The 22683-nt window shown below is 66.0% G+C and carries 14 protein-coding genes and 1 tRNA gene; 6 read left to right on the forward strand and 9 right to left on the reverse strand.

Annotated elements, in window-relative coordinates:
* Nucleotides 1-91: 91 nt before the first annotated feature.
* The 4 genes from ACW176_RS10720 to ybaK form a co-directional block, all read right to left on the reverse strand.
* On the reverse strand, nucleotides 92-859 hold the full coding sequence (locus ACW176_RS10720; RefSeq protein WP_492109109.1) for a bacteriorhodopsin-like: 768 nt from the start codon (nucleotides 857-859) through the stop codon (nucleotides 92-94).
* 252 nt (nucleotides 860-1111) lie between these two features.
* Nucleotides 1112-1756 (reverse strand): LuxR C-terminal-related transcriptional regulator, encoded by a 645-nt coding sequence (locus ACW176_RS10725; protein ID WP_492109110.1) that lies wholly within the window; start codon nucleotides 1754-1756, stop codon nucleotides 1112-1114.
* 288 nt (nucleotides 1757-2044) lie between these two features.
* Nucleotides 2045-2121 (reverse strand) — tRNA-Met (locus ACW176_RS10730).
* A gap of 60 nt (nucleotides 2122-2181) precedes the next feature.
* Entirely contained in the window at nucleotides 2182-2655 is a 474-nt protein-coding gene (ybaK, locus tag ACW176_RS10735) for a Cys-tRNA(Pro) deacylase (RefSeq protein WP_492109111.1), read from the reverse strand.
* A gap of 81 nt (nucleotides 2656-2736) precedes the next feature.
* On the opposite strand from ybaK, the gene ACW176_RS10740 reads away from it, so the two are divergent.
* From ACW176_RS10740 to ACW176_RS10750, 3 genes are all read left to right on the forward strand, one after another.
* On the forward strand, nucleotides 2737-4422 hold the full coding sequence (locus tag ACW176_RS10740) for a copper resistance system multicopper oxidase (protein WP_492109112.1): 1686 nt from the start codon (nucleotides 2737-2739) through the stop codon (nucleotides 4420-4422).
* Complete coding sequence (locus ACW176_RS10745; RefSeq protein ID WP_492109113.1) at nucleotides 4419-5300, forward strand: copper resistance protein B; 882 nt, start codon at nucleotides 4419-4421, stop codon at nucleotides 5298-5300. The genes ACW176_RS10740 and ACW176_RS10745 overlap by 4 nt, the downstream gene beginning before the upstream one ends.
* Before the next feature lie 129 nt (nucleotides 5301-5429).
* Nucleotides 5430-7019, forward strand: coding sequence for a fatty acid--CoA ligase (locus ACW176_RS10750; RefSeq protein WP_492109114.1), 1590 nt, complete (start codon nucleotides 5430-5432; stop codon nucleotides 7017-7019).
* A 262-nt stretch (nucleotides 7020-7281) separates the two neighbouring features.
* Here ACW176_RS10750 and ACW176_RS10755 read toward each other — a convergent pair whose 3' ends face one another.
* From ACW176_RS10755 to ACW176_RS10765, 3 genes are all read right to left on the reverse strand, one after another.
* Nucleotides 7282-8202 carry a Gfo/Idh/MocA family protein gene (locus ACW176_RS10755; RefSeq protein ID WP_492111912.1) on the reverse strand — a complete coding sequence of 307 codons (921 nt, stop codon included), beginning with the start codon at nucleotides 8200-8202 and terminating at the stop codon, nucleotides 7282-7284.
* Between the two features lie 1187 nt (nucleotides 8203-9389).
* The gene (locus ACW176_RS10760) at nucleotides 9390-11654 is read right to left on the reverse strand and encodes a beta-glucosidase family protein (protein WP_492109115.1); all 2265 of its coding nucleotides are present in this window, start codon (nucleotides 11652-11654) and stop codon (nucleotides 9390-9392) included.
* A gap of 59 nt (nucleotides 11655-11713) precedes the next feature.
* Nucleotides 11714-12757, reverse strand: a complete 1044-nt coding sequence (locus ACW176_RS10765) for a LacI family DNA-binding transcriptional regulator (protein ID WP_492109116.1) — start codon at nucleotides 12755-12757, stop codon at nucleotides 11714-11716.
* A gap of 665 nt (nucleotides 12758-13422) precedes the next feature.
* On the opposite strand from ACW176_RS10765, the gene ACW176_RS10770 reads away from it, so the two are divergent.
* The 3 genes from ACW176_RS10770 (at nucleotide 13423) to ACW176_RS10780 (ending at nucleotide 19735) form a co-directional block, all read left to right on the forward strand.
* The gene (locus ACW176_RS10770; protein WP_492109117.1) at nucleotides 13423-16506 is read left to right on the forward strand and encodes a TonB-dependent receptor; all 3084 of its coding nucleotides are present in this window, start codon (nucleotides 13423-13425) and stop codon (nucleotides 16504-16506) included.
* A gap of 152 nt (nucleotides 16507-16658) precedes the next feature.
* The gene (locus tag ACW176_RS10775; protein WP_492109118.1) at nucleotides 16659-18179 is read left to right on the forward strand and encodes a tryptophan halogenase family protein; all 1521 of its coding nucleotides are present in this window, start codon (nucleotides 16659-16661) and stop codon (nucleotides 18177-18179) included.
* A 26-nt stretch (nucleotides 18180-18205) separates the two neighbouring features.
* Entirely contained in the window at nucleotides 18206-19735 is a 1530-nt protein-coding gene (locus ACW176_RS10780; RefSeq protein WP_492109119.1) for a tryptophan halogenase family protein, read from the forward strand.
* On the opposite strand, the gene ACW176_RS10785 is transcribed toward ACW176_RS10780, so the two are convergent.
* Both ACW176_RS10785 and ACW176_RS10790 read right to left on the reverse strand, forming a co-directional pair.
* The gene (locus ACW176_RS10785; protein WP_492109120.1) at nucleotides 19732-21783 is read right to left on the reverse strand and encodes an ATP-binding protein; all 2052 of its coding nucleotides are present in this window, start codon (nucleotides 21781-21783) and stop codon (nucleotides 19732-19734) included. The two genes, ACW176_RS10780 and ACW176_RS10785, sit on opposite strands and share 4 nt — an antisense overlap.
* On the reverse strand, nucleotides 21780-22505 hold the full coding sequence (locus tag ACW176_RS10790) for a response regulator (RefSeq protein ID WP_492109121.1): 726 nt from the start codon (nucleotides 22503-22505) through the stop codon (nucleotides 21780-21782). The genes ACW176_RS10785 and ACW176_RS10790 overlap by 4 nt, the downstream gene beginning before the upstream one ends.
* Nucleotides 22506-22683 lie beyond the last annotated feature (178 nt).

Below are 22683 nucleotides of genomic sequence, written 5' to 3' on the forward strand. Positions count from 1 at the left end.
TGGCCAGAAGACCGGAAGCACCCGGTTGCAACGTCCCAAGGGCGCGTCGTAACCGGGTGCAGTTGGGGCTAACCCAAACCCTTTCATGGGATTAGGCGGCGGAGGCCTTGCCGCCATCGGTGTCGGACTCCGACTTCCGGACCGCGATCAGGAAGATGAGGATGCCGATGCCGGCTTTGGCGACCAGGTCAGCGATCGTGTAGCCGACCTGAATGGTCGTCTCGACGGCGCCGCCGGTCAGGCCCATGAACGGCGCGAAGAAGACGATCGGATAGAAGCCCCATGACGCAACCGTCACCAGGCGAGCCGTGCGGATCAGACCCTGCGCGGCGGCCGGCTGCTCCTTGATCGACTTGCCCAGGCCAACGAACAGCTGGAAGACGATGTAGAGGAACGGGACCATGGACAGCGAGCCCCACAAGGCGCGCGTCGCCAGATCGGTGGCGATTTCACCGGGATAGCCCAGCACGATCATCAGCGCTGCGGCCAGCCCGAGGGTGACCGACTTCGACGTGGTTTCCGCCCGCGACAAACGCATCACCAGGATCAGTTCGATGAGCAGCAGGGGAACCGTCAGCAGCCAGTCGACATAGCGATAGGCGTCGTTGAAGGCGATGCCGGTCGCCGTCACCACACCGTCCTTGAACGTGTAGGCGTCGTGCCAGCTCTCGAAGATGCGGAAATAGTGATAGGCCGCGATGGCCGTGACAACGCCCGAGATGGTCAGGGCGGTGCGGTAGGCCGAGGCGACCTGTGACCGGCTAAGCCACAAGAAGATCGTCGCGGCGGCCATCGCCGCAAAGGCGAATGAAAACGCGTTGTAGATCAGCTCGTATTGGAAGGGTGTAACAGTATCCATTGAAGTCTCCGTCGCAGTTGTCCGCAGCGCGAGTGCGCCGGGCAGGGGTGTTGCGGAGGTCGCACGATCTTAGTGAGACGATCTTCGGGCCCCCGAAGCGTCGTGACAGCAGCATTACTGGAAACATCAATGCCGACCGCGCGCGCAAAACTCGGAGCGCGCAGCCATGCCGCTATGACAACCTGGGTGGGATAGGCTGCGGTCAAGTTTTCGGCGATATGGACCTTCTGCCGTATCGGCGACAATGACGGTCTAGAGGCCGGCCTCGACGGCGAGGCGGATCAGGTCGGCTGTCGTATGCAGCCCCAGCCGGTTCATCAGGATGGCGCGGTGCATCTTGACGGTCTTCTCGGCCAGATTCAGGTGGGCCGCGATCTGCTTGTTCAGCAGCCCGTTGGCGACCAGCTTGAGCACCTGGCCTTGCCTCGGCGACAGCGACTTCACCATTTCCGCAGCCCGGATCCGGCGCATGCTCGACGGCGCCGCCGCATCGGCGTCGATTTCGACCTGCGAGCCGAGGAAATACAGCAAGGCGTCTTCCTCGTCGTAGATCGGCGCGACAAGGACGGCGTTGCGAAAGGGTTGGCCGTTGCGCTTGTAGTTCAGGATCTCGACGAGCACGGGACGATGTTCGCGCACTCCGCGACGGATTTCCTCGGTCAGCCACGGCTCAGTCGCCGGTCCCGACAGGAAACGGCAGTTGCGCCCCACCACCTCCTCGGGCGGATAGCCCGTGAGCTCGCAAAAGGCTTCGTTGCAGGCGATGATCGGATTGTCGGGCAGTCGAGGGTCGCTGATCACCGAAGGGATCGGGCTATCCGTCACAAGCCGCATATGGCGGCCGTCAGCGATACAGACATTGGCGTCTATCGCCAGATCAGTGCCTGTTTTGTTCATCCGGGAGACCATGCCAGATGCAGAACGCTCTTACACCCGTTTTGATGCCACGCCCCCAATCTTGGCGTTGTCGCTTCTGTCCGGGCGTGGTTGTCATGCGCCAAGCATGCCGCGCCGAGAAAAGGTCAATAAAATTCGGTAGTTAAAGACTGACATGCGTTGCATGAACACATCTGGGGAGAGCGTTTTGGCTCGTGACCTTACCCCAGCCTTGGACCAGGTCGGGCCGGGATTTTGGCCAGCTTCGTCAAGCGGCCGAACAACCCGAGAACTCTGGGAAATCCGTCCTGGTGGTTGGAGGCGGGATCGAACCGCCGACCTGTGGGTTATGAATCCACCGCTCTAACCATCTGAGCTACCCAACCGCACCAGGACGGGAGCGGGGCTTATAGTCGAGAAGCGCGCGCGATTTCAAGCGACCCCGTTCAGGCCACGATCGACGCCGCCTTCGCGCCCAGCGCCGCGACCAGATCGGCGGGCGCAAGACGGATCTGCAGGCCGCGCTGGCCGCCGTTCACGAACACATAGGGCTGGGCCAGGGCGGCTTCTTCCACCGCCGTGGGCAGGCGCTTCTTCTGGCCGAAGGGACTGACGCCGCCGACCTTGAAGCCGGTGATCCGCTCGGCGTCGGGGACGGGCATCATCGCCGCCGACTTGCCGCCCAACGCGGCGGCCAGCTTCTTCATGCTGACTTCCTTGTCCGACGGCAGCACCACGCAGGCCGGCTTGCCGTCGAGCAGCACGACCAGGGTCTTGAGCACCCGGGCGGGATCCTCGCCCAGGGCCTCGGCGGCCTGCAGACCGACCCGTTCGGAGCCCGGATCATAGTCATAGGTCGCCAGCTCGAACGCGACCCCGGTCTTTGCCAGGGCTAGGGTGGCGGGTGTGCTTCTGGACATGGCGCAGGTGATATCCCAAGTGTCCGCAGGTGTGGAGCGGGGCATGCGCCGCGTGGGCGCCAAACCGGAGACGTGACCGTTATGCAGGCCCTCGACCGCCGTCAGATGCTCGCCGCCGCGACGGGAGCGGGTCTTGGCGCGTTGCTGCCGGCCTGGGCGCGGGCCGGAACCGGCAAGACGCCCGAGGTGCTGAGCGGCGAGGACATCCGCCTGACCATCGGCCATGCGCCCATGACGGTCGACGGCAAGACGGGCCACGCCATGGCCGTCAACGGAACCGTGCCGGGACCGCTGATCCGCCTGAAGGAAGGCCAGAACGTCCGGCTGTCGGTGACCAATGCGCTCTCCGAGGATACCTCGATCCACTGGCATGGCCTGCTGGTGCCGTTTCAGATGGACGGCGTGCCGGGCGTCAGCTTTCCGGGGATCAAGCCGGGCGAGACCTTTGTCTACGAGTTCAAGGTCCGGCAGGCGGGGACGTACTGGTATCACAGCCATTCGGGCATGCAGGAGCAGGAGGGGGTCTATGGCCCCATCGTCATCGATCCGGCGGCGCCCGATCCTGTGGCCTACGACCGCGAGCACGTGGTGGTGCTGTCGGACTACAGCTTCCTGCATCCGCACCAGTTGATGCGAAAGCTGAAGGCTCACGCCGGCTATTTCAATGACCGCAAGCAGACGGTGGCGGGCCTGCTGGCCGGCCGCGACCAGTCGCTGAAGGACCGCGTCGAATGGTCGAAGATGCGGATGGACCCGACCGACATCCTCGACGTCACGGGCTCGGTCTATCGCTACCTGATCAATGGCCAGGGTTCGGCGGATAACTGGACCGGACTGTTCGCGCCCGGCGAGCGGGTGCGGCTAAGGTTCATCAACGCCGGCGCCATGACGATCTTCAATGTCCGCATCCCGGGCCTGTCGATGAGCGTGGTCCAGGCCGACGGCCAGAACGTGCAGCCGGTCAGTGTCGAGGAGTTTCAGATCTCGCCGGCCGAGACCTATGACGTGATCGTTCAGCCGACGGAGGATCGCGCCTTCACCCTGGTGGCCGAGGCTTCGGACCGCTCGGGCATGACGCGCGGGACCCTGTCCCCGCGGTCGGGCCTGAGTGCGCCGGTCCCGCCGCTGCGCGAGCGGCCGCTGGCGACGATGAAGGACATGGGCATGGATATGTCCGCTCACGCCGGCCACGACATGTCGGGGATGAGCATGGCCATGCGCGACGGCGCCAATGCGCCGGGCGTAAAGCTCAGCCCGGGTGTCCAGACCATCTCGCCGATGCCGATGGACCGCCTGGGCGAGCCGCCGCAAGGTCTCGAAGACGTCGGCCACAAGGTGCTGGTCTATACGGACCTGATCGCGCTGGACCCCAATCCCGATCCGCGCCCGCCCGGCCGTACGGTCGAGATCCACCTGACCGGCAATATGGAGCGCTTCATGTGGGCCTTTGACGGCGAGGCGTTTGGCCCGCTGAAGACGCCCATCGCCTTCCAGCGCGACGAGCGGGTGCGGGTGCTGCTGGTCAATGACTCGATGATGGCCCACCCGATCCATCTGCACGGCCATTTCTTCGAGGTCGTGAACGGCCATGAGGGGCGCCAGCCGCGCAAGCACACGGTCAATGTCGCCCCCGGCGGCAAGGTGGCCTTCGACCTGACCGCCGACGAGCCCGGCGACTGGGCCTTCCACTGTCACATGCTGATGCACATGCATGCGGGGATGTTCAACGTCGTCACCGTGCGGCCGCTGGACGGAGCCCCGGCATGAGCGCGGCGCTCCTGATGGCCCTGGCCTTGATGCAGCACGAGCATCACCAGATGACGCCGCCGCCTGCGCCGGTTCAGCAGGCCGCGCCGGTCGATCCGCATGCGGGTCACGACATGTCAAAGATGGCCGACCCTCATGCGGGCCACAATATGTCGAGCATGGCCCCGCCGGCCGTCGCCGTCATCGCCCCGCCGCCCCCGACCGACCACGCTGCCGAGCGCTTCTACGACCCCGCCCTGATGGCCTCGGCCCGGGCGGTGCTGCGCCAGGAGCATGGCGGGGGACGCTATTGGATGGTCCTGGCCGACCAGGCCGAGCGCCGCTCGGGCCAGGGCGCCGACGCCACGGCCTTTGAGGGCGAGGGCTGGTTTGGCGACGACTTCGGCAAATGGGCGGTCAAGGCGCGCGGCGAGCATGTCGACGGCCACGGCTGGGAGAGCGCCGAGCTGCAGGCCCTGCGCGCCCGGCCGATCGGTCCCTATTTCGATCTCGAGGCCGGTCTGCGGGTGGATGTCGAACCGAAGGGCCGCACCTACGCCACCCTGGGCGTCGAGGGTGTCGCGCCCTACTGGATCGAGACCCGGGCGGCGGCCTTCCTGTCGGATCGCGGCGACCTGTCGGCCCGGATCGAGGCCTCGCACGACCTGCGCCTGACCACGCGCCTGATCCTGCAGTCGAAGGTCGAGACCAGCCTGGCCGGGGATGGGAGCGACGCCGAACTGGGCCTGCGCCTGCGCTACGAGATCCGCCGTGAGTTCGCGCCCTATATCGGGGTGCTGCGCCATCGCACCTTCGGCGACGCCGCTGATCTGGCCCGCGCGGCCGGCGACCGGACGGGTCAGACCAGCGTGGTGTTCGGCGTCAGAGCCTGGTTCTAACGTTTTGTGAGCCCCTTGCCGCAACGGCATGGCTTTACCTGCGCGTAAAGACGCCCCAACATCTGTTTGACCTGATCGGAAGCGGTGGATTCACACGCCGCGCGACGGGCCAAAGGGAGATCAGGGCGTATGTCAGCCATCGACTTTGACCGCATGCCGACCCTGGGCGACGTCGCCCGCTATCATGCGGAGGCCCGGCCCGACGCCGTGGCCCTCAGCTTCGAGGGGCGCGACACCACCTTCGCCGAATTTGACCGCAAGACCAGCCAGGTCGCCAACGCCCTGCTGGCCGCCGGCCTGAAGACCGGCGACCGGATCGCCTATGTCGGCAAGAACAGCGACCTCTATTTCGAGCTGCTGTTCGGCGCGGCCAAGGCTGGCGTGGTCACCGCGCCCATCGGCTGGCGACTGGCCCCGCCGGAGGTCGCCTATATCGTCGGCGACAGCGACGCCAAGCTGGTTTTCGTCGGCCCCGAACTGGTCGACCAGATCGAGAGCGTCGCCGCCGAACTGACCTGGCGACCCGAGGTGGTGGTCATGGAACCCGTAGCGGGCGACGCTCACCGCACGTTTGAGGCCTGGCGCGACGCCCAGCCGGACACAGATCCCAAGGTCGCCATCAAGACCTCCGACATCGCCATCCAGCTCTATACCTCGGGCACCACAGGCCGTCCCAAGGGCGCCATGCTGACCCATGACAACCTGCTGTCCATGCGCAAGCTGGCCGCCGAGAACCCGTTGGCCTGGAACCAGTGGGGGCCCGAGGATGTCAGCCTGGTGGCCATGCCTGTGTCCCATATCGGCGGCACCGGCTGGGGTCTGGTGGGCCTGCTGAACGGCGCCAAGGGCGTGGTGGCGCGCGAGTTCGATCCATTCAAGGTGCTGGACTATATCGAGCACGACCGGATCTCGAAGATGTTCATGGTTCCCGCCGCCCTGCAGATCGTGGTGCGCCAGCCCCGGGCCCGCGAGGTCGACTATTCGCGCCTGTCCCACATCCTGTACGGCGCTGCGCCCATCCCGCTGGACCTGCTGCGCGAGTGTATGGAGGTGTTCGGCTGTGGCTTCGTCCAGCAGTACGGCATGACCGAGACCACCGGCACGGTCGTCTATCTGCCGCCCGAGGATCATGACCCGGCCGGCAATGCGCGCATGCGCTCGGCTGGCCTGCCGATGCCGGGGGTCGAGCTGAAAGTCATGGATGAGGCCGGCGCCAGCCTGCCGCCCAACACCGTGGGCGAGGTGGCCGTGCGCTCCAGCGCCAACATGGCCGGCTACTGGAAGCTGGACCAGGCCACAGCCGCCACCATCGACGCCGACGGCTGGCTGCGCACCGGCGACGCCGGCTATCTGGATGAGGACGGCTATCTGTTCATCCACGACCGGGTGAAGGACATGATCATCTCGGGCGGCGAGAACATCTATCCGGCCGAGGTCGAGAGCGCCGTCTATGGCCACCCGCACGTGGCCGAGGTGGCGGTGATCGGCGTGCCCGATGACAAGTGGGGCGAGGCGGTCAAGGCGGTGGTGGCCCTCAAGCCCGGTGCGCCGCGCGATCCCGACAGCATCATCGCCTTTGCCCGCACGCGGATCGCCGCGTTCAAGGCGCCCAAGAGCATCGACTTCATCGACGTCCTGCCGCGCAATCCGTCAGGCAAGATCCTGCGCCGGGAACTGCGCGCACCGTACTGGGAGGGGCGGACGCGGCAGGTGAACTGATACGGCCGACGCTGCTGGCCCCCTCCTGACCGCTTCGCGTTGGTCCTCCCTCGGAGGGGGAAGGGCCAAAGCCTATGACCAAGAACGGTTGTCATCCCGGACGAGCGCGCAGCGCGAAGATCCGGGACCGACGCCTGAACGCAGCGCTTCCGGCGGTCCCGGATCTGCGCCCGGCTTTCGCCGGGCTTGTCCGGGATGACAGCCTTTTTGGCTGTGGCTCTATCAGCGATAGCCCCGCCCCTCCGGGGCCAGTCGCGCCGACCTACTCGATAAACGCCTCGACCAGCTCCCGCGTCCCGACCAGGAAAGCATCCGCCACCAGGGCCAGCGGCCGCACGTCGGCTTCCGACTTGCCCGCCCGGATCAGCTCGCCGAACCGCCCATACAGCCCCGGATATTCCGCCTCGGCGGCCTGGACCACCGGCTGGCCGTCGATCTCGATGATGGCCCCGCCACTCGACAGGCGCAGGGTCCCCTCGTCGGCGACGACCGTGATGTCCCAGGTCTGGGGGCCGGTCTGCAGGAAGTCGAAGTCGGCGGTGATCCTGACGCCCTCGATGTCGGTCATGGCCAGGTGCGCCGCGGCCGGCGACTGGACGTTTTCCGGAACCTGAAGCCGCGCGTCGGTGACGAACACTTCGCGGGGCATGATCTCGGTCAGGATCGACAGGGCGTTGATGCCCGGATCAAAGACGCCCAGGCCGCCGGCCTCCCAGATCCAGGTCTGGCCCGGGTGCCATCGGCGCACGTCCTCGCGCCACTGGATGTCGACGCTGCGGAGGGTGCGAGCGGCCAGCCACGCCTTGGCGGCAGGCACGCCGGCGGCGAAGCGCGAGTGCCAGCTGGCGAACAGGGTTACGCCCTGCTCGGCGGCCAGGGCGGAAAGGTCACCGACCTCGCCCACGGTCGCGCCGGGCGGCTTTTCCAGGAACACGTGCTTGCCGGCCCGCAGGGCCGTCAGCGCCGACTCGCGCCGCACCTGGGGCGGGGTGCACAGGGCGACGGCGTCCAGTTCGATGCCGCTCTGAAGCATCTCCTCCAGCGTCTCGAAGGCCGGGACGCCCACGTCCGGCCGGCTGCGGCTGGCCACGGCGACCAGCTCCAGGCCCGGATCGGCCGCTATGGCGGGGATGTGCTGATCCCGCGCGATCTTGCCGACCCCGACGATCCCGACCCTGATGATGCTCACGCCGCAGCTCCCTGAACTCTCTGCCGATCTATTATCGTACAAATGGGGCGCGCCAAGCGATTTCATGACGGCGCACCGCCAGGATCCTCGCCCTTCACCGGGGCGAGAGCTACGACTCGCGCGCCGGGCCGGTTGTCGGCGGCGTCAGATCTGATGTCGGGGAGGGGAGCCGGCCGGGGATATGAAAGCATCCCCGGCCAGCGGGTACCGACGGTGGGGACCTATCGATAACTCAGCTTTGATGTGGGTCGGCCCTCAGGGCAAGGCCATGGCTAATATGTCGCAGGGGACGTTCTGAAGGCCCCGGCCATCGCCGCGCCGTGAGATTTAGGGATGGCGACCTTCGACGCGAAGGCGGGCTCCCAAGTCCTCCCCCTGAAGGGGGAGGAGGCCGGAGGCCGGTGGGGAAAGACCGCAATGAGTCAGCAGCTACTTCCCCCTCCGTCGGCCCGAAGGGGCCGACACCTCCCCCTTCAGGGGGAGGACTTGTGGGGATAGACCGCGCTCAATCCCCGTTCTTTCTGGAACAAACTTCAACCCAATCAACGCACTATAAAATAATCGATCGCGCCAATCCTCGGAGCTCAATCCTCCCGTATTCTTGAGCTGTCCCCGTCGCAGGGGGAGGGCGCCTGGTACCGGCCCAAAGCGGCGATGGGGATGGAGCTGAGCGGGGCCGCGACGCCCTGGAAGGCGGGTCGAGGTGTGCGGGCTGTCTCAGAAGGACGGACCAAACGCTGAGTGGCTTGTCGGCCGGGTGAACGCGGGTCGAAGAGGGCGAGGGATCGTAAACCCGCCTATCGCGCATCGTCGGCGTCGAGACGGTTAGCCGATTGACGGGATGCGCGCCCGTACGGGGGCTCTTGGGTATCAGAGCTGAAAGACGCTCGCTTGGCCCGATCCTCACGCAAGAACAGCTTCTGCGAAGCGGACAGGTCGAGCCGAAACGCACAAACAACATCACGGTCATCCGGGTTCGCCCCGGCCGCTTCGCGCCTCCCCGACGAACTCAGTGGCTCATGCCGCGTGAGGCTGAGAAGCCGTGTCCGCCAGACTTGCCCCCTACGGGCTGCTGCGCAGCCGTCTTCCCCCGGAGGGGGAAGATGAGGTCGGCGCGGTTCATCTTCCCCCTCCGGGGGAAGACGGTCGCGAAGCGACCCGTAGGGGGCAAGTGACGCCGCCTACTTCGTCAGCGGCGAGACCGGCAGGGCCTGGGCCTTAAGCGATACGGTCGAGGTCAGCGACTGGGCGCGCGAGGAGGCCCCGACCGAGACCGCATAGTCGCCCGCCGCGATCGACCAGCCGTTGGCCTTGCTGTCCCAGGTCGACAGCAGGCGGGGGTCGACCGTCACCGTCACCGAGGTGCTGGCGCCGGGCGCGAGCTCGACCTTCCTGAAGCCGCCCAGGCGCTGGGGCGCTTCCCAGGACGCCCCATTGGCGCCGGCCTTGGGCGCGACATAGACCTGCGGCACGTCCTTGCCGGTCCGCGCGCCGACATTCCTGACGTCGAAGCTGACGGTCAGGACACCGTTGGCGTCAGACGCCTTGAGGTTCGAATAGGCGAACTGGGTGTAGGACAGGCCATAGCCGAACGGGAACAGCGGCTCGTGCTTCTTGAGGTCGAACCACTTGTAACCGACCGCCGCGCCTTCGATCGAGTAGTCGACGTCGAACAGGACGTCGGGCGTCTTGGGATCGCCGTCCAGCTTGGGACGGGGCAGTTGGGTGACGTCCCGGGGGAAGGTCACGGGCAGGCGGCCCGAGGCGTCGACCTCGCCGGTCAGGACGCGGGCGATGGCTTCGCCGCCATTGGTGCCCGGGAACCAGGCCTGCAGCACGGCGCTGACCTCGTTCAGCCAGGGCATGACCACGGGGCCGCCGGTCTCCAGCACGACCACCGTCTTGGCATTGGCCCTGGCGACGGCGGCGATGGTGGCGTCCTGGTTGTTGGGCAGGTTCAGGGTCCAGACGTCTTCCGACTCGGTGGTCCACTGGTCGGCGAAGACGATGGCCAGATCGCTGGCGGCGGCCAGCTTGGCGGCGGCGGCCGGGTCCTTGCCGTCGGCGAAGGTGACCTTGGCGTTCGGGAAGCGGGCCTGCAGCGCCTTCAGCGGCGAGGACGGGTAATAGATCACCGGGCCCGGCCAGGTGGCGGGCAAGAGGCCCTGCACGGCGCGACCGCCGGCCGGATAGACCTGCGAGGAGCCGCCGCCCGACAGCACCCCGACATCGGCATGGGCGCCGATCACGGCGATGGTTTTCGCGGTCTTGGCCAGGGGCAGCAGGCCATCCTGGTTCTTCAGCAGGACCATGCCTTCCTCGGCATCGGCCTGGCTGACCAGACCGTTGGCCTTCAGGTCGATGGGCGCGATCTTGACCGGGTGATCGACCGCGCCGCTGGCGAACAGGGCGCGGGTGATGCGGCGGGCCATGTCGTCCAGCCGCGCGCCGCTGACGGCGCCGCTGGCCAGGTCGGCCTTGAGCACCGAGCCCAGGAAGTTCTGCTTGTCGAAGGCGTCGCCGGCCGACTGCTGGTCGAGGCCCGCATTGACCGCCTTGGCGCCGGAATGCACCGCGCCCCAGTCGCTCATCACATAGCCCTTGTAGCCCCAGTCCTTCTTCAGGACCGTGTTGAGCAGCCAGTCGCTCTCGCAGGCATAGACGCTGTTGACGCGGTTATAGGCGCACATCACCGACTGCGGGTCGGACTGCTCGATGGCGAACTGGAAGGCCAGCAGGTCCGACATCCGGGCCGAGGTCTCGTCGATCGTGGCGCTGAGGACGAAGCGGCCGGTCTCCTGATTGTTCAGGGCGTAGTGCTTGATCGTCGAGACGATGTGGTTGGACTGGATGCCCTTGATCTGGGCGGCCACCATCGTGCCGGCCAGCAGCGGATCCTCGCCGCCATATTCGAAGTTGCGGCCGTTGCGGGGCTCGCGAACCAGATTGACGCCGCCGGCCAGCATGACGTTGAAGCCGGAATTGCGGGCCTCGGACCCGATCATCGCGCCGCCCTTGAAGGCCAGGTCGGGGTTCCAGGTGGCGGTCGTGGCCATACCCGAGGGCAGGGCGGTGCGTTCGCGGAATTCCTTGGCGCTGCCCTGGGTTGCGACGCCGATGCCGGCGTCGGTCTCCCACTGCTCGGGGATGCCCAGGCGCGGGATGCCCTTCACGTAACCGGCCGAGCCGGGCAGGGAGCCTTCGATGCGCGTGTACTTGGGCTTCATGTCGGCGCCGAAATAGCCGAACACCAGGGTCAGTTTCTCGTCCTGGGTCATGGCCTTGACGACCAGGTCGGCCCGGGCGTCGGGATCAAGCTTGGAGTTCAGCCAGGGCTGGGCGGCGGTGCTCGCCGGAGTCGCCGTCTGGGCCTGGGCGTTCAGCGCCGTCGCGGACGCGCCGATCATCAGCGCCAGGGCCAGGCCCTGGAATGTCTGCCGGTTCATGTTTCCTCCGTACTCGTTTGTCTGGGCCACCGGCCGTTATCGGCTCGGCGGCGAAGGGGTCAGGTCTTTCGCTTCGGCGGCCCGCCGCTACGGGCGGGGCCCGTCGATTCGCGGACGATCAGGCTGTGCTGGGCCAGGAACGGCGCGGCGGCCTTGCCGGCGAGCTCGTTGGCGTTCCACGCGCGGAAGGTCTGCAGGGCTCGTAGCGCCATCTGTTCAAAGGGCTGGCGAATGGTGGTCAGGGTCGGCCAGATCACGGCGGCGATCGGCGCATCGTCGAAGCCGACCACCGAGAGATCGTCTGGAATGCGTAGTCCGCGACGCTGGGCCTCCATGCAGGTGGCGGCGGCCATGTCGTCATTGGCGGCGAAGATCGCGGTCGGCGGCTCGTCGATGTCCAGCAGCACCCTGGCCGCCTCCGCGCCGGTCTTGAAGGTGAACTCGCCGTCGGCGATCAGCTCCGGCGCGGGACGCGGAAGGCCTCGGGCGGCATAGGCCTCGAAGAAGCCGTTGCGGCGATGGGTGCTGGCGGCGTGGTCGGGATGGCCCGAGATGTGGCCGATCCGGGTGTGGCCCTGGCTGAACAGGTGCTCGACCACCTCGCGGGCGGCGGCGCGGTCGTCCATCGAGATGGCGGGAAAGAAAGGATCGGGGCTGGTCGGCGAGATCAGCACACAGCGGACCTCAAGCTCGCGCATAAGCTCCTTCAGCGGACCAAAATCGCATTCGGGCGGTAGCAGGATCATCTCGCGCACCCCGCCATCGGCGACGAAGGCGCGTATGCGGTCCTGCCAGCCGGCGACCGGGCCGTCGAACAGGTCGACCGTCAGGTGGCGTCCGGTTTCGACACAGGCCAGCAGCAGGGCATGGTGCATCTTGGTGTGGTAGCCGCCGCTGGGGTCGCCCATCAGCACCCCCACCGAGGATGAGTTGTTCGATCGCAAGCTGCGAGCGACCGCGCTGGGCTGGTAACCGAGGTCTTGCATGGCCATGCGAACGCGGTCGCGCGTCTTGGCGCTGACGCTCTCATGATCGTTGAGGACGCGAGAGACCGTCTTGGGCGAGACCTCCGCCCGTTCGGCCACATCGTGGATCGTCGCCATTGCGTTTCTACACCCGGTTGCGCGTTCTTACTGTCCGGACTCCACCACGGTGAAGGTGGCGAGGGCAAGGCGGCGCGTCATGCAGGTCATAGCTGACGGTGTCTGGCTTGTCATGCATCAGGACAAATTTTGGTCAAACAAGGTCATTTAACAGGACATTTAAGGGACACGAACTCGCGACATTTCCGACCCTAAGAGCGTGCTCCATGAGCGGATTTGACGTTGAAGCCGCCCCCATCGCTGAATCGTGGGAGCGTTACCAATGGCGCGCCAAAAGGGGCCGGAGGCGTCGCTATGCGGTCGAAATTGGCGACTTTCTGCGCATAGTTGCGATGAATGGCCGGGTGACGCGGCAATTTTTCAGGTGAAGCCCTGTTTGCCCAATCTCTCCTGAAGCGGCCAAAGGCCTTGCGCGGCAGGAATGACAACGTTGACATTCTTGTTGACTTGGCCGGGACATTTGAGGATGTTGGGCTTAACCGATAACGGTGTTGGGCCGGAATCGACAGCCCGGGCGCTGGGGGTCGCCGTCAAGAGCGGACATCGCGGACAAGCGGTTCCCCGGGCCTAAAGGCGCTCAATCGGTTCTGGAGTGCGTCGCGTAGACGGCGCGCCCAGGAACGGAGCGAACGATCATAAAAACGTTTAGTTGGGGAGCGAGGAATTTGACTAATCAACATAGGAAAGCCGTGCTTACGCGCGGTCTGGCGGTGGCCTTGCTGGCCGGCGCCTCGCAGGCGGCTCTGACCACCGGCGCATTCGCCCAGACCGCTGCGGCCGACACCACGGTTGAAGAAGTGGTCGTCACCGGGGTTCGCGGATCTCAGATCAAGTCGGTCGACGTCAAGCGCACGCAAGCTTCGATCGTCGACGCCATCTCGGCCGAAGACATCGGCAAGCTGCCCGACGTCACCATCGCCGACTCGCTGCAGCGCATCTCGGGCATCCAGATCCAGCGCGACGCCGGCGAAGGCAAGACCGTCAACATCCGCGGCCTGAAGCAGGTCATCACCCTGTTGAATGGCGAGCAGTATCTCAGCGCCGGAAACATGGGCAACGCCCAGCCGGACCTGCTGGACGTGCCCTCGCAGCTGATGAATCAGGTGCTGGTCTACAAGTCGACCGATCCGAAGAACGTCCTGTCAGGCATCTCGGGCACCATCGACTTGCGCACCCGCCGTCCGTTCCAGCTGCCTGAAGGCCTGACCTTCGCCGGCGGCGCGGAAGCCCAGCGCGGCGAGCGCACCAAGGAAAACGACTACCTGGTCAATGGCGTCCTCAACTGGCGCAACGACCGCGTCGGCCTGATGGTCTCGGCCGCCAAGAGCAAGTCGAACCTGGGCAACAACTATTCGGGCACCGTCGGCCTGTCGGGCAACAATGACTGGGGCGGCAACTTCCCCAACAGCTACATCTCGCCCCACGGCTTCGAGAGTTTCAACCGCGTGGTCGAGCGTGACCGCCTGGGCGTCAATGTGGCCTTCGAGGCCGATCTGGGCGAAGGTTTCACTCTGATCGCGGAGGGCTTCTACGCCGAGCTTGAAGAGTACAACCGCGCTGTCGGCCTCAACATCTCCAACCGCTGGGACGGCGGCGCTTTCGGCGCTTGGACCAAGCCGACGGCGTCGACTCCGGTCGGCATCGGCAACTGGCTGGCTGTCGACGAGTACGACATCAATGCTTGGTGGGTGAACTCCTTCACCGTCAACCGCACGACCAAGTCCAAGACCAAGAACTACAACCTCGAACTGAACTACGACAACGACGGCCCCTTCACCTTTGAAGCGCGCGCCATTCGCGCCGACGGCGATCGTCTGAGCATGAACGGTCAGGCTCAGGGCGACCTGAGCAACTGGCGCTATGGCGATGGTCGCTTCAACCTCTTCCGCGACGCCGCCGACCGCACCCGCGGGACCTTCTATCCCAAGGCCGCCTGCGACAAGTTCCCGGCCTCGCGCCGCACGAACGCTGTCGTTGGCAGCGCGGGCGGTTGCTATCTGGATCCGAACCCGCAGGGCTACGGCGCCAACCCGCAGCTGCACTACAACATCAGCGGCGACAAGGCCGTGTGGTCGGGCTTCGACCGTCCGTTGGCCGGTGGTCTGGGCGCGGGCAAGACCCTCAAAGACTACATGGCCAACAAGGACAGCTATGCGATCGGGGCCTTCTCTTCGGAGGGCAACAACGAGGTCGCGTCGGACATGAACGTGTTCCGCGCCGATGGTCACTATGAGTTCGACGACAAGTTCCTGGGCTTGATCACCAAGGTCGACGCCGGTGTTCGCCAGAGCAAGCGTTCTGTCGAGGTCGAGCAGTTCCACCTGTTCTCGGGCTTCTACGGCGGCTCGCCCGGCGCGGTTCAGGCCAATGGTCTGCCGGTTCCGGCCGGTGGCTGCGAGGCCCAGTGGAAGGCCATCGACGTCGTCATGAGCCAGAACCAGTGCCAGGCGGGCGAGTTTGTGCCCGATCCGGTCACCGGCCTGCAGGTGTTCCAAGGCTACACGGTCAACGCCCCGACGCGCCTGGACACCTACAACAACACCGTCTGGGTCGATGACCTGGGTGGCGTGACTGCCGGCATCCCGGGCTTCTGGGCGATCGATCCGCGCGACTTCGACGATGCGGAAGCCTTCCACAAGAAGGTCTTCGGCGGCGCCATTCGTGTTCAGATCCCCGGCCAGACCTACGACGTGACGCTCAGCGAGCAGAGCGCCTTCGGCGCCGCCAACTTCGAAATGGGCGGCCTGTCGGGCAATGTCGGCCTGCGTGTCATCGAGACCGAACTGACGGTGAAGCAGAACCTCACCGGCGACACCCGCAACTACGGCGACACCAACGCCGACGCGGGCGACAATGTCACCAAGCGCAAATACACCGACTGGCTGCCGTCGGTGAACCTGACCTACGACCTGGGTGAGCACTTCAAGATCCGCGCCGCCTACTCCAAGACCATGCAGCCCCTCGACCTGGGCAGCTATGGCGGCGGTCTGAAGATCAACACTTCCGACTGCGGTGCGGCCTTGCCGAACGTCCGTTGCGTCACCAGCGCCAACGCCGACGGCAACCCGAACCTGGATCCCTGGCGTTCGCAGAACTTCGATGGCGCCATCGAGTACTATTTCGGGCGCGCCTCGATGCTGAACATCTCGGCCTTCAAGCTGAAGATCGACAGCTTCGTTACCGGCGGCACCACCACTGGCCGCTTCCCCGATCAGGACGGCGTGATCCGTCGCACCGTTAACGTCACCCTGCCGATCCAGGGTGACGGCGGCGAGGTCAAGGGTCTGGAAGTTGGCGCCAAGCTGGCGATGAGCGACCTGATGCCCGACGCTGGGTTCCTGTCGAACTTCGGCGTGGACACCAACTATACTAACTCGCCCAGCAAGGAATCGCGGACGGGTCTGGACGGCAAGAAGCTTCCCTTCGTCGACAACTCTAAGCACCAGTTCAACCTGGTGGGCTGGTATCAGGACGAAAAGCTGCAGGCGCGCGTCGCCTACAACTACCGCACCGACCGTCTGCAAGAGGTGATGAGCAACAACATCCCGATCTATCAAGACAGCGCGGGCTATGTTGATGTGAATGTCAGCTACAATGTTCGCGACAATGTTACGGTTTACTTCAATGGCTCGAACGTCACTGGCGAAATCGAGGATTACTACGCCAAGTTTGCGGCGGGTAAGACTCAATACATCAAGCAGAACGAGTTCGAACCCCGCTACACCATCGGCCTTCGGGCGCGCTGGTAACTTTTAGGCTCACCTCCTGCAGCCGCCGTGACTCCCCTGTCACGGCGGCTCTTTTTTGGAGGCGGACCTGTCCGAGGCGGATGCCAGGCGATAGCCTAGACCTCCGCCGGACCCATCTGAACGCGCTTTGGGAGGGCGTTTTGGACCAGCCCATGACTGACAACCGTCTTCGCAGCGTCGTCATTGTTGGCGGTGGCACGGCCGGCTGGATGGCGGCGGCTAGTCTGCAACGTCATTTCCAGGGCTCGCCGCTGAAGATCACCCTGATCGAGAGTTCCGAGATCGGAACCGTCGGGGTCGGCGAAGCCACCATCCCGACCATCCGCAACTTCTACCAGAACCTGGGTCTGAGCGACCTGGACGTGATGCGGGCCACAGGCGCCACCTGCAAGCTGGGTATCCGCTTCAACGACTGGCTGAAACCTGGCTCGTCGTTCATCCACCCGTTTGGCCTGTTTGGTCAGGACCTGCGGGGCGTGCCCTTCCACAATTACTGGCTGCGGCTAAAGGCGCTGGGCGAGACCGCCGGGATCGGCGAATACTCCCTGGGCGCCGCGCTGGCCAAGGGCGGCAAGTTTACCCAGCCGTCGCGCAACCCGCCGTCCACCCTGTCGGTCTTCGACTGGGCCCTGCATTTCGACGCCAGTCTGTTTGCGGGCCTGATGCGAAAGGTCGCCGAAGCCGCCGGGGTTCAGCGCATCGACGCGAAGATCACCCAGGTCAACCTGCGGCCTGAGGACGGCTTCATCGCCTCGGTCGATCTCGACAATGGCTCGACTGTCGAGGGCGAACTCTTCATCGACTGTTCCGGCTTCCGCGGCCTGCTGATCGAGGAGGCCCTGCACACCGGCTACGAGGACTGGAGCCCGTGGCTGCTGTGCGACCGCGCCCTGGCCGTGCAAAGCGAAGGCACTGGAGAGCCGCCGCCCTATACCGACGTCACGGCCCACAGTGCCGGCTGGCGCTGGCGCATCCCGCTGCAGCACCGCTATGGCAATGGCTACGTCTATTCCAGCCGCCACATCAGCGACGACGAGGCGATGATTGAGCTCAAGGCCGCCGTGCCTGATCCGCTGCTGCACGAGCCGCGTCAGATCCGTTTCACCCCGGGCCGCCGCCTCAAGACCTGGAACAAGAACTGCGTCGCCCTGGGCCTGGCGGCGGGATTCCTCGAGCCGCTGGAGAGCACGAGCATCGCCCTGATTGAGACCGGCATCGAGAAGATCAAGCAGCTCTTCCCGGACCGGACCTTCAATCAGGGCGTGATCGACGAGTTCAATGACATGTCGAAGCTGGAGATGGAGCGCGTGCGCGACTTCATCATCCTGCACTACAAGGCCAATCAAAGAGACGACACGGCGTTCTGGCGCGACTGTCAGGCCGTGGTTGTTCCAGACACCCTCCGGCACAAGATCGAACTGTTCCGCGAGCGCGGCCACTTCATCCGCTATCGCTGGGAGATGTTCCAGCCGGCCAGTTGGCTGGCGATCTATACGGGCTTCGATATCCTGCCCAAGACCTGGGATCCCAGCCTTGACGGCCTGGACGTCGAGTCGCTGCGGCGCGGCATGGCCGAGATGCGCAAGGCCGTGAAGGCCGCCGTCGACGCCGCGCCCAGGCACGGCGACTTCCTGGAAAACTACGCGCGACCGGCGCCTATGGCCGCGCAGTAAGAGACAAGAAACGAGTAGGGACGGACATGCAGGACGCCAATCAGAATGGGATCCGCAAGGTCGTGATCGTCGGCGGCGGCAGCGCCGGCTGGATTTGCGCGGCCATGGCCAGCCACTACTTCCACAAGACGGGCGTCGAGGTGGAACTGATCGAGTCCGAAGAGATCGGCACGATTGGCGTAGGGGAATCGACCATCCCGCCGTTCCTGCAGTTGATCCGCAGCCTGGGGATCGACGAGCAGGACTTCATCCAGAAGACTCAGGCCAGCTTCAAGCTGGCCATCCGCTTCGAGAACTGGCGCAACAAGGGCGAGACCTATTATCACCCCTTCGGCCAGATCGGCGGCCCCATCGGCCGGCACGAGTTCTATCAGTGCTGGCTTCGAGCCAAGGCCAACGGCCATCCCTCGAACCTGCAGGATTTCGCCCCGGCCACGGTGATGGCCGACCAGTGGAAGTTCATCCCGCCCTTCCGCGCCCAGAAGACCCTGCTCAGCGGCGCCAGCTACGCTCTTCATATCGACGCCAAGCTGGTGGCCCAGTACCTGCGCGACTTTGCCGAGACCCGGGGCGTCAAGCGCACCGAGGGCATCGTCACCGATGTGGTCTCCCGTCCTGACGGCTTCGTCGAGAAGGTGATCATGAAGAACGGCAGCGAGGTTTCAGGCGACATCTTCATCGACTGCTCGGGTTTCCGGGCGCTGCTGATCGGCAAGACCCTGGATGAGGACTATCGGGACTGGTCGGACGTGCTGATGTGCGATCGCGCGGTCGTCGCCCAGACCGAGAACGTCAAGGATCCGCATCCCTATACCCTGGCCCAGGCGCAGGACGCCGGCTGGCGCTGGCGTATCCCGCTGCAGCATCGGGCGGGCAATGGCTATGTGTTCTGCAGCCAGTACATCAGCGAGGACGAGGCCACCGCCACCCTGATGAGCCAGATCGAGGGCGATGTGCTGTTGGGCCCCAACATCATTCCGTTCAAGACCGGCATGCGAAAGCGCCTGTTCCGCAACAATGTCGTGGCCATCGGCCTGGCTGGCGGTTTCATCGAACCGCTGGAATCCACCGCCCTGCACCTGATCTACCGCGGCATGGATTTCCTGCTGCGCTATTTCCCGGACAAGGCTTTCGATCCCCGCCTGGCGGCCGAATACAACCGCCGCATGACGATGGACTATGAAGAGATCCGCGACTTCATCGTGCTGCACTATTGCACGACGAAGCGGGACGACACGCCGTTCTGGCGCGACTATCAGAAGGTCACCCTGCCCGAGAGCCTGCGCGAGCGGATGGAGCTGTTCAAGTCCAGCGCCGTCCTGCGCGACGGTGTCGACGACATGTTCCGCGCGCCCAGCTGGCAGTCGATCATGGAAGGCATGGGCATCCGCCCTGACCGCTATCAGCAACTGGTCGACGCTGCGCCCTATTCGGTGATCCAGCAGACGCTGGACCAGTCGGCTCCGATCCTCAAGGCGCAGGTCGCAGCCCTGCCCAGCCATGGCGAGTTCCTGGCCCAGCATTGCCCGGCGGCACCGTTCAAGCGCAGCGCTTAGGGCTTTCCCGCCATCGGCAGACGGACCTGGGCCACCAGGCCCGTCTGACCCCGGCGCAAGCGGATGTCGCCGCCGTGGGCCCGGATGGTCGAGCGCGAGGTCGACAGGCCAAGACCCACGCCCTGCCGCGTTGAGTTGCGCGCCTCGGCGCTGCGATAGAAGGGCAGAAATGCACGGTCGAGATCGCTGTCGACCAGACCGGGTCCCCGGTCGGTGATCTCGGCGACGATTTCGTTGCGTTCGGCGAACAGTCGCACCTGGGCCTCATCGCCATACTTGATGGCGTTGTCGATCAGGTTGGCGAAGACCCGCTGCACGCTCAGCACATCGACCTCCACCTCGGCCGGCGCACCCGGTTCCAGGCTGACCTGCGCCCCGACAACTTCGGCGTCGTCGACGGCGCATTCGAGGATGGAACGCAGATCAACCCGCTGGCGCACGCCGGCTTCGGCGTTGTCGCGCATGAAGGTCAGGACCGAGGTGATCATTGCCTCCATCTGATCCAGATCCCGGGCCATCTCCCGACGCAGGGACGGCGAGGCGCGCTCGATACGGAAGCGAAGGCGGGCCAGGGGTGTGCGCAGGTCGTGCGAGATGGCGCCGATCATGCCGGTGCGGTCCTCGACATAGCGCCGCAGTCGCCCCTGCATCAGGTTGAAGGCGCGGGCGGCCTGACCCACCTCGGCCGGGCCGCTCAGGGTGGCGACATCGGCGGTTGGCTCGCGACCCAGGCGCTCGGCGGCGCGGGCGAAGTCGGTCAGCGGCGCGGCCAGGCGGCGGGCGAAGATCCAGCCCAGCGGCGCGACGATCGCAAACGACAGGGCGAACCACAGCATCAACCGCTTCTGCCAGCTGTTGGGGAAGGTCTCGGGCTGGGTGCGCAACGTCACCCAGCGATCGGGTGCGACGCGATAGGCGGCGATGAAGTCGCCCTCGACATAGGGCGCCGGGGCGAGGCCGAAGAGACCGCGCGGCTCGGGGGGCGCGATTGGGCGTCCGGGATCGGGCTTGGGCGGCGTGGCTTGGGCCGCTGCGGTGACGGCCATGGCGACCAGAGGCGCGCGGGTGATCGTGACCTCAGTCGGTGGCGCAGATTGTGCGGTTATGGGCGCTGGCGCGGCGATGGTTTCGCTGGTGATGGGGCGAACCGAAGGCCGTGTGGCCGGCGCGGGGTCGCTGGGCGCCGGGGCGGAGACCGAGGACACATTGAACAGGATGGGCGCCGCTGCGACAAAGCCTTCGCGGGGCGACCGCACCGGACCGATCAGGCCTGGCATGGACGGGCGAGCCAGTCCGGCCATCGGCATGACCATCCTTGGACGGGCCGGCGGGGTTTCCATCGGACCGCCCATCACAAACGGACGTTGGCGAGCCCCGCCTGCGGAGGCGGGGGGAAAGCGCGACGCCCAGGCTGCCGGTGGCTGGCCCATTGGCCGAGAAGGGCCAGGGATCCTGTCGCCAAGACGCAGGGCCGCTGGCCCGCGCATGGCTCCGGCGGGAAAGCCGGTTGCAGTTGCGGCGCCGCCCGCCGGGCGGGCGAGGAAACCGGGCGGCGGCGCAGCGAAGGGCGGCGGCGATGCGGTCTGTGCGGCGGCGCGGGGTGCGATGGCCGACCGCAGGGCGTCGGCCAATCCGGATCGCGCGGCGGGCGGCTTGGCGCGCTCGACGTTGGTCAGGGTCCGGGTCGGGGGACCGGCGAAGGGCAGGGGGGCGTAGAACAGCAGCCGCACATCGTCCGGATCGACGTTCATCATCCGGGCCAGGTCGGCTTGAGCGGACTCCGGCACGAACCATCCGGGACTTTGCAGACTGGGCGGCTGGCTGTCGCTGGCGCGCAGCAGCGGCTTGGCGCCCTGGGTCGCGACAGGCGCGCCACGCAGGCCGGCCGCGATGTCGGCCAGGCTGTGCTGCGCCGGCGGAGCCGGAGGCAGGAGCAGGGTCAGGACCAGGGTGACCAGCTGGGCGACGACGATCCCGGCCAGCAGCAGCGCCACGATCTGCACGGCCAGGGGGGGGCTGGGCCAGCGAAGCTTGAACGGAACCGTCATTGCTGCACCACCATGGCGTCCAGCACATAGCCGACGCCCCGATGCGTCTTGATGATCTCGTGGTCGGTCTGGGCCTCGATCTTGCGGCGCAGGCGGCTGATATGCAGGTCGACGCCGCGGCCGACGACCTCGGGCTCTTCGCCCTTGATGACGCCCAGCAGCGCTTCGCGGGTCACCACCGACCGGGCGTTTTCCAGCAGGGTCGCCAGGATGGACAGCTCGCCCCGGGTGAGCAGCAGCAGCATGCCGTTGGGCGCGGTCAGCTGACGGGCCGCCAGGTCCAGGCGAAAGCCGGCGAAGGCATAGGTCGACCGTTTGGTGGTCTGCGCGCCGGCGGATCGGCGACGCATCAGGGCCTTGACCCGGGCCAGCAGTTCGCGCGGCGGGATCGGCTTGACCACATAGTCATCGGCCCCGATTTCCAGGCCCAGGATGCGGTCCACGGGATCGCCCAGAGCGCTGAGCATCAGGATGGCGGGCCCGCCCTCGACGGCCAGGCGACGGCAAAGCGAGAGGCCGTCCTCGCCCGGCAGGTTGACGTCCAGCACCGCCACATCGACCGACTGCTGTTCGAGAAGCTCACGGGCCTGAGCCGCGCTGGCGGCTTGCCGGACCTCATAGCCCTGCGTTTGCAGATAGCCGGCCATTTCGCGTCGCAGATCGTCATCGTCCTCGACCAGCAGAACGATGGCGGGCTGGGTGATCTGAACGGCTTGGCTCATGGGCGATTTTGGACGATCTGGCGGTCGCCTCGGTCAAGCTGGGCGGCAAGCCGGTGTCACGGACGGTGGTGTCGCGAACAAGGCCGCCGCATCGCCGATTTGTAACCGCCGCGCATCAATCGGCAGCGGGATTGCAACACGGGGAAAGAGGCAGGCGGCGCCGGACGCCGCCTGCCTC

It is taken from the genome of Caulobacter sp. FV1ye13L (assembly GCF_058681155.1).

Excerpts from the sequence above, each read along its gene's own strand:
- ACW176_RS10720 (WP_492109109.1), bottom strand. The coding sequence starts at position 859 with ATGGATACTGTTACACCCTTCCAATACGAGCTGATCTACAACGCGTTT.
- ACW176_RS10725 (WP_492109110.1), bottom strand. The coding sequence starts at position 1,756 with ATGAACAAAACAGGCACTGATCTGGCGATAGACGCCAATGTCTGTATC.
- ybaK (WP_492109111.1), bottom strand. The coding sequence starts at position 2,655 with ATGTCCAGAAGCACACCCGCCACCCTAGCCCTGGCAAAGACCGGGGTC.
- ACW176_RS10740 (WP_492109112.1), top strand. The coding sequence starts at position 2,737 with ATGCAGGCCCTCGACCGCCGTCAGATGCTCGCCGCCGCGACGGGAGCG.
- ACW176_RS10745 (WP_492109113.1), top strand. The coding sequence starts at position 4,419 with ATGAGCGCGGCGCTCCTGATGGCCCTGGCCTTGATGCAGCACGAGCAT.
- ACW176_RS10750 (WP_492109114.1), top strand. The coding sequence starts at position 5,430 with ATGTCAGCCATCGACTTTGACCGCATGCCGACCCTGGGCGACGTCGCC.
- ACW176_RS10760 (WP_492109115.1), bottom strand. The coding sequence starts at position 11,654 with ATGAACCGGCAGACATTCCAGGGCCTGGCCCTGGCGCTGATGATCGGC.
- ACW176_RS10765 (WP_492109116.1), bottom strand. The coding sequence starts at position 12,757 with ATGGCGACGATCCACGATGTGGCCGAACGGGCGGAGGTCTCGCCCAAG.
- ACW176_RS10775 (WP_492109118.1), top strand. The coding sequence starts at position 16,659 with ATGACTGACAACCGTCTTCGCAGCGTCGTCATTGTTGGCGGTGGCACG.
- ACW176_RS10780 (WP_492109119.1), top strand. The coding sequence starts at position 18,206 with ATGCAGGACGCCAATCAGAATGGGATCCGCAAGGTCGTGATCGTCGGC.
- ACW176_RS10785 (WP_492109120.1), bottom strand. The coding sequence starts at position 21,783 with ATGACGGTTCCGTTCAAGCTTCGCTGGCCCAGCCCCCCCCTGGCCGTG.
- ACW176_RS10790 (WP_492109121.1), bottom strand. The coding sequence starts at position 22,505 with ATGAGCCAAGCCGTTCAGATCACCCAGCCCGCCATCGTTCTGCTGGTC.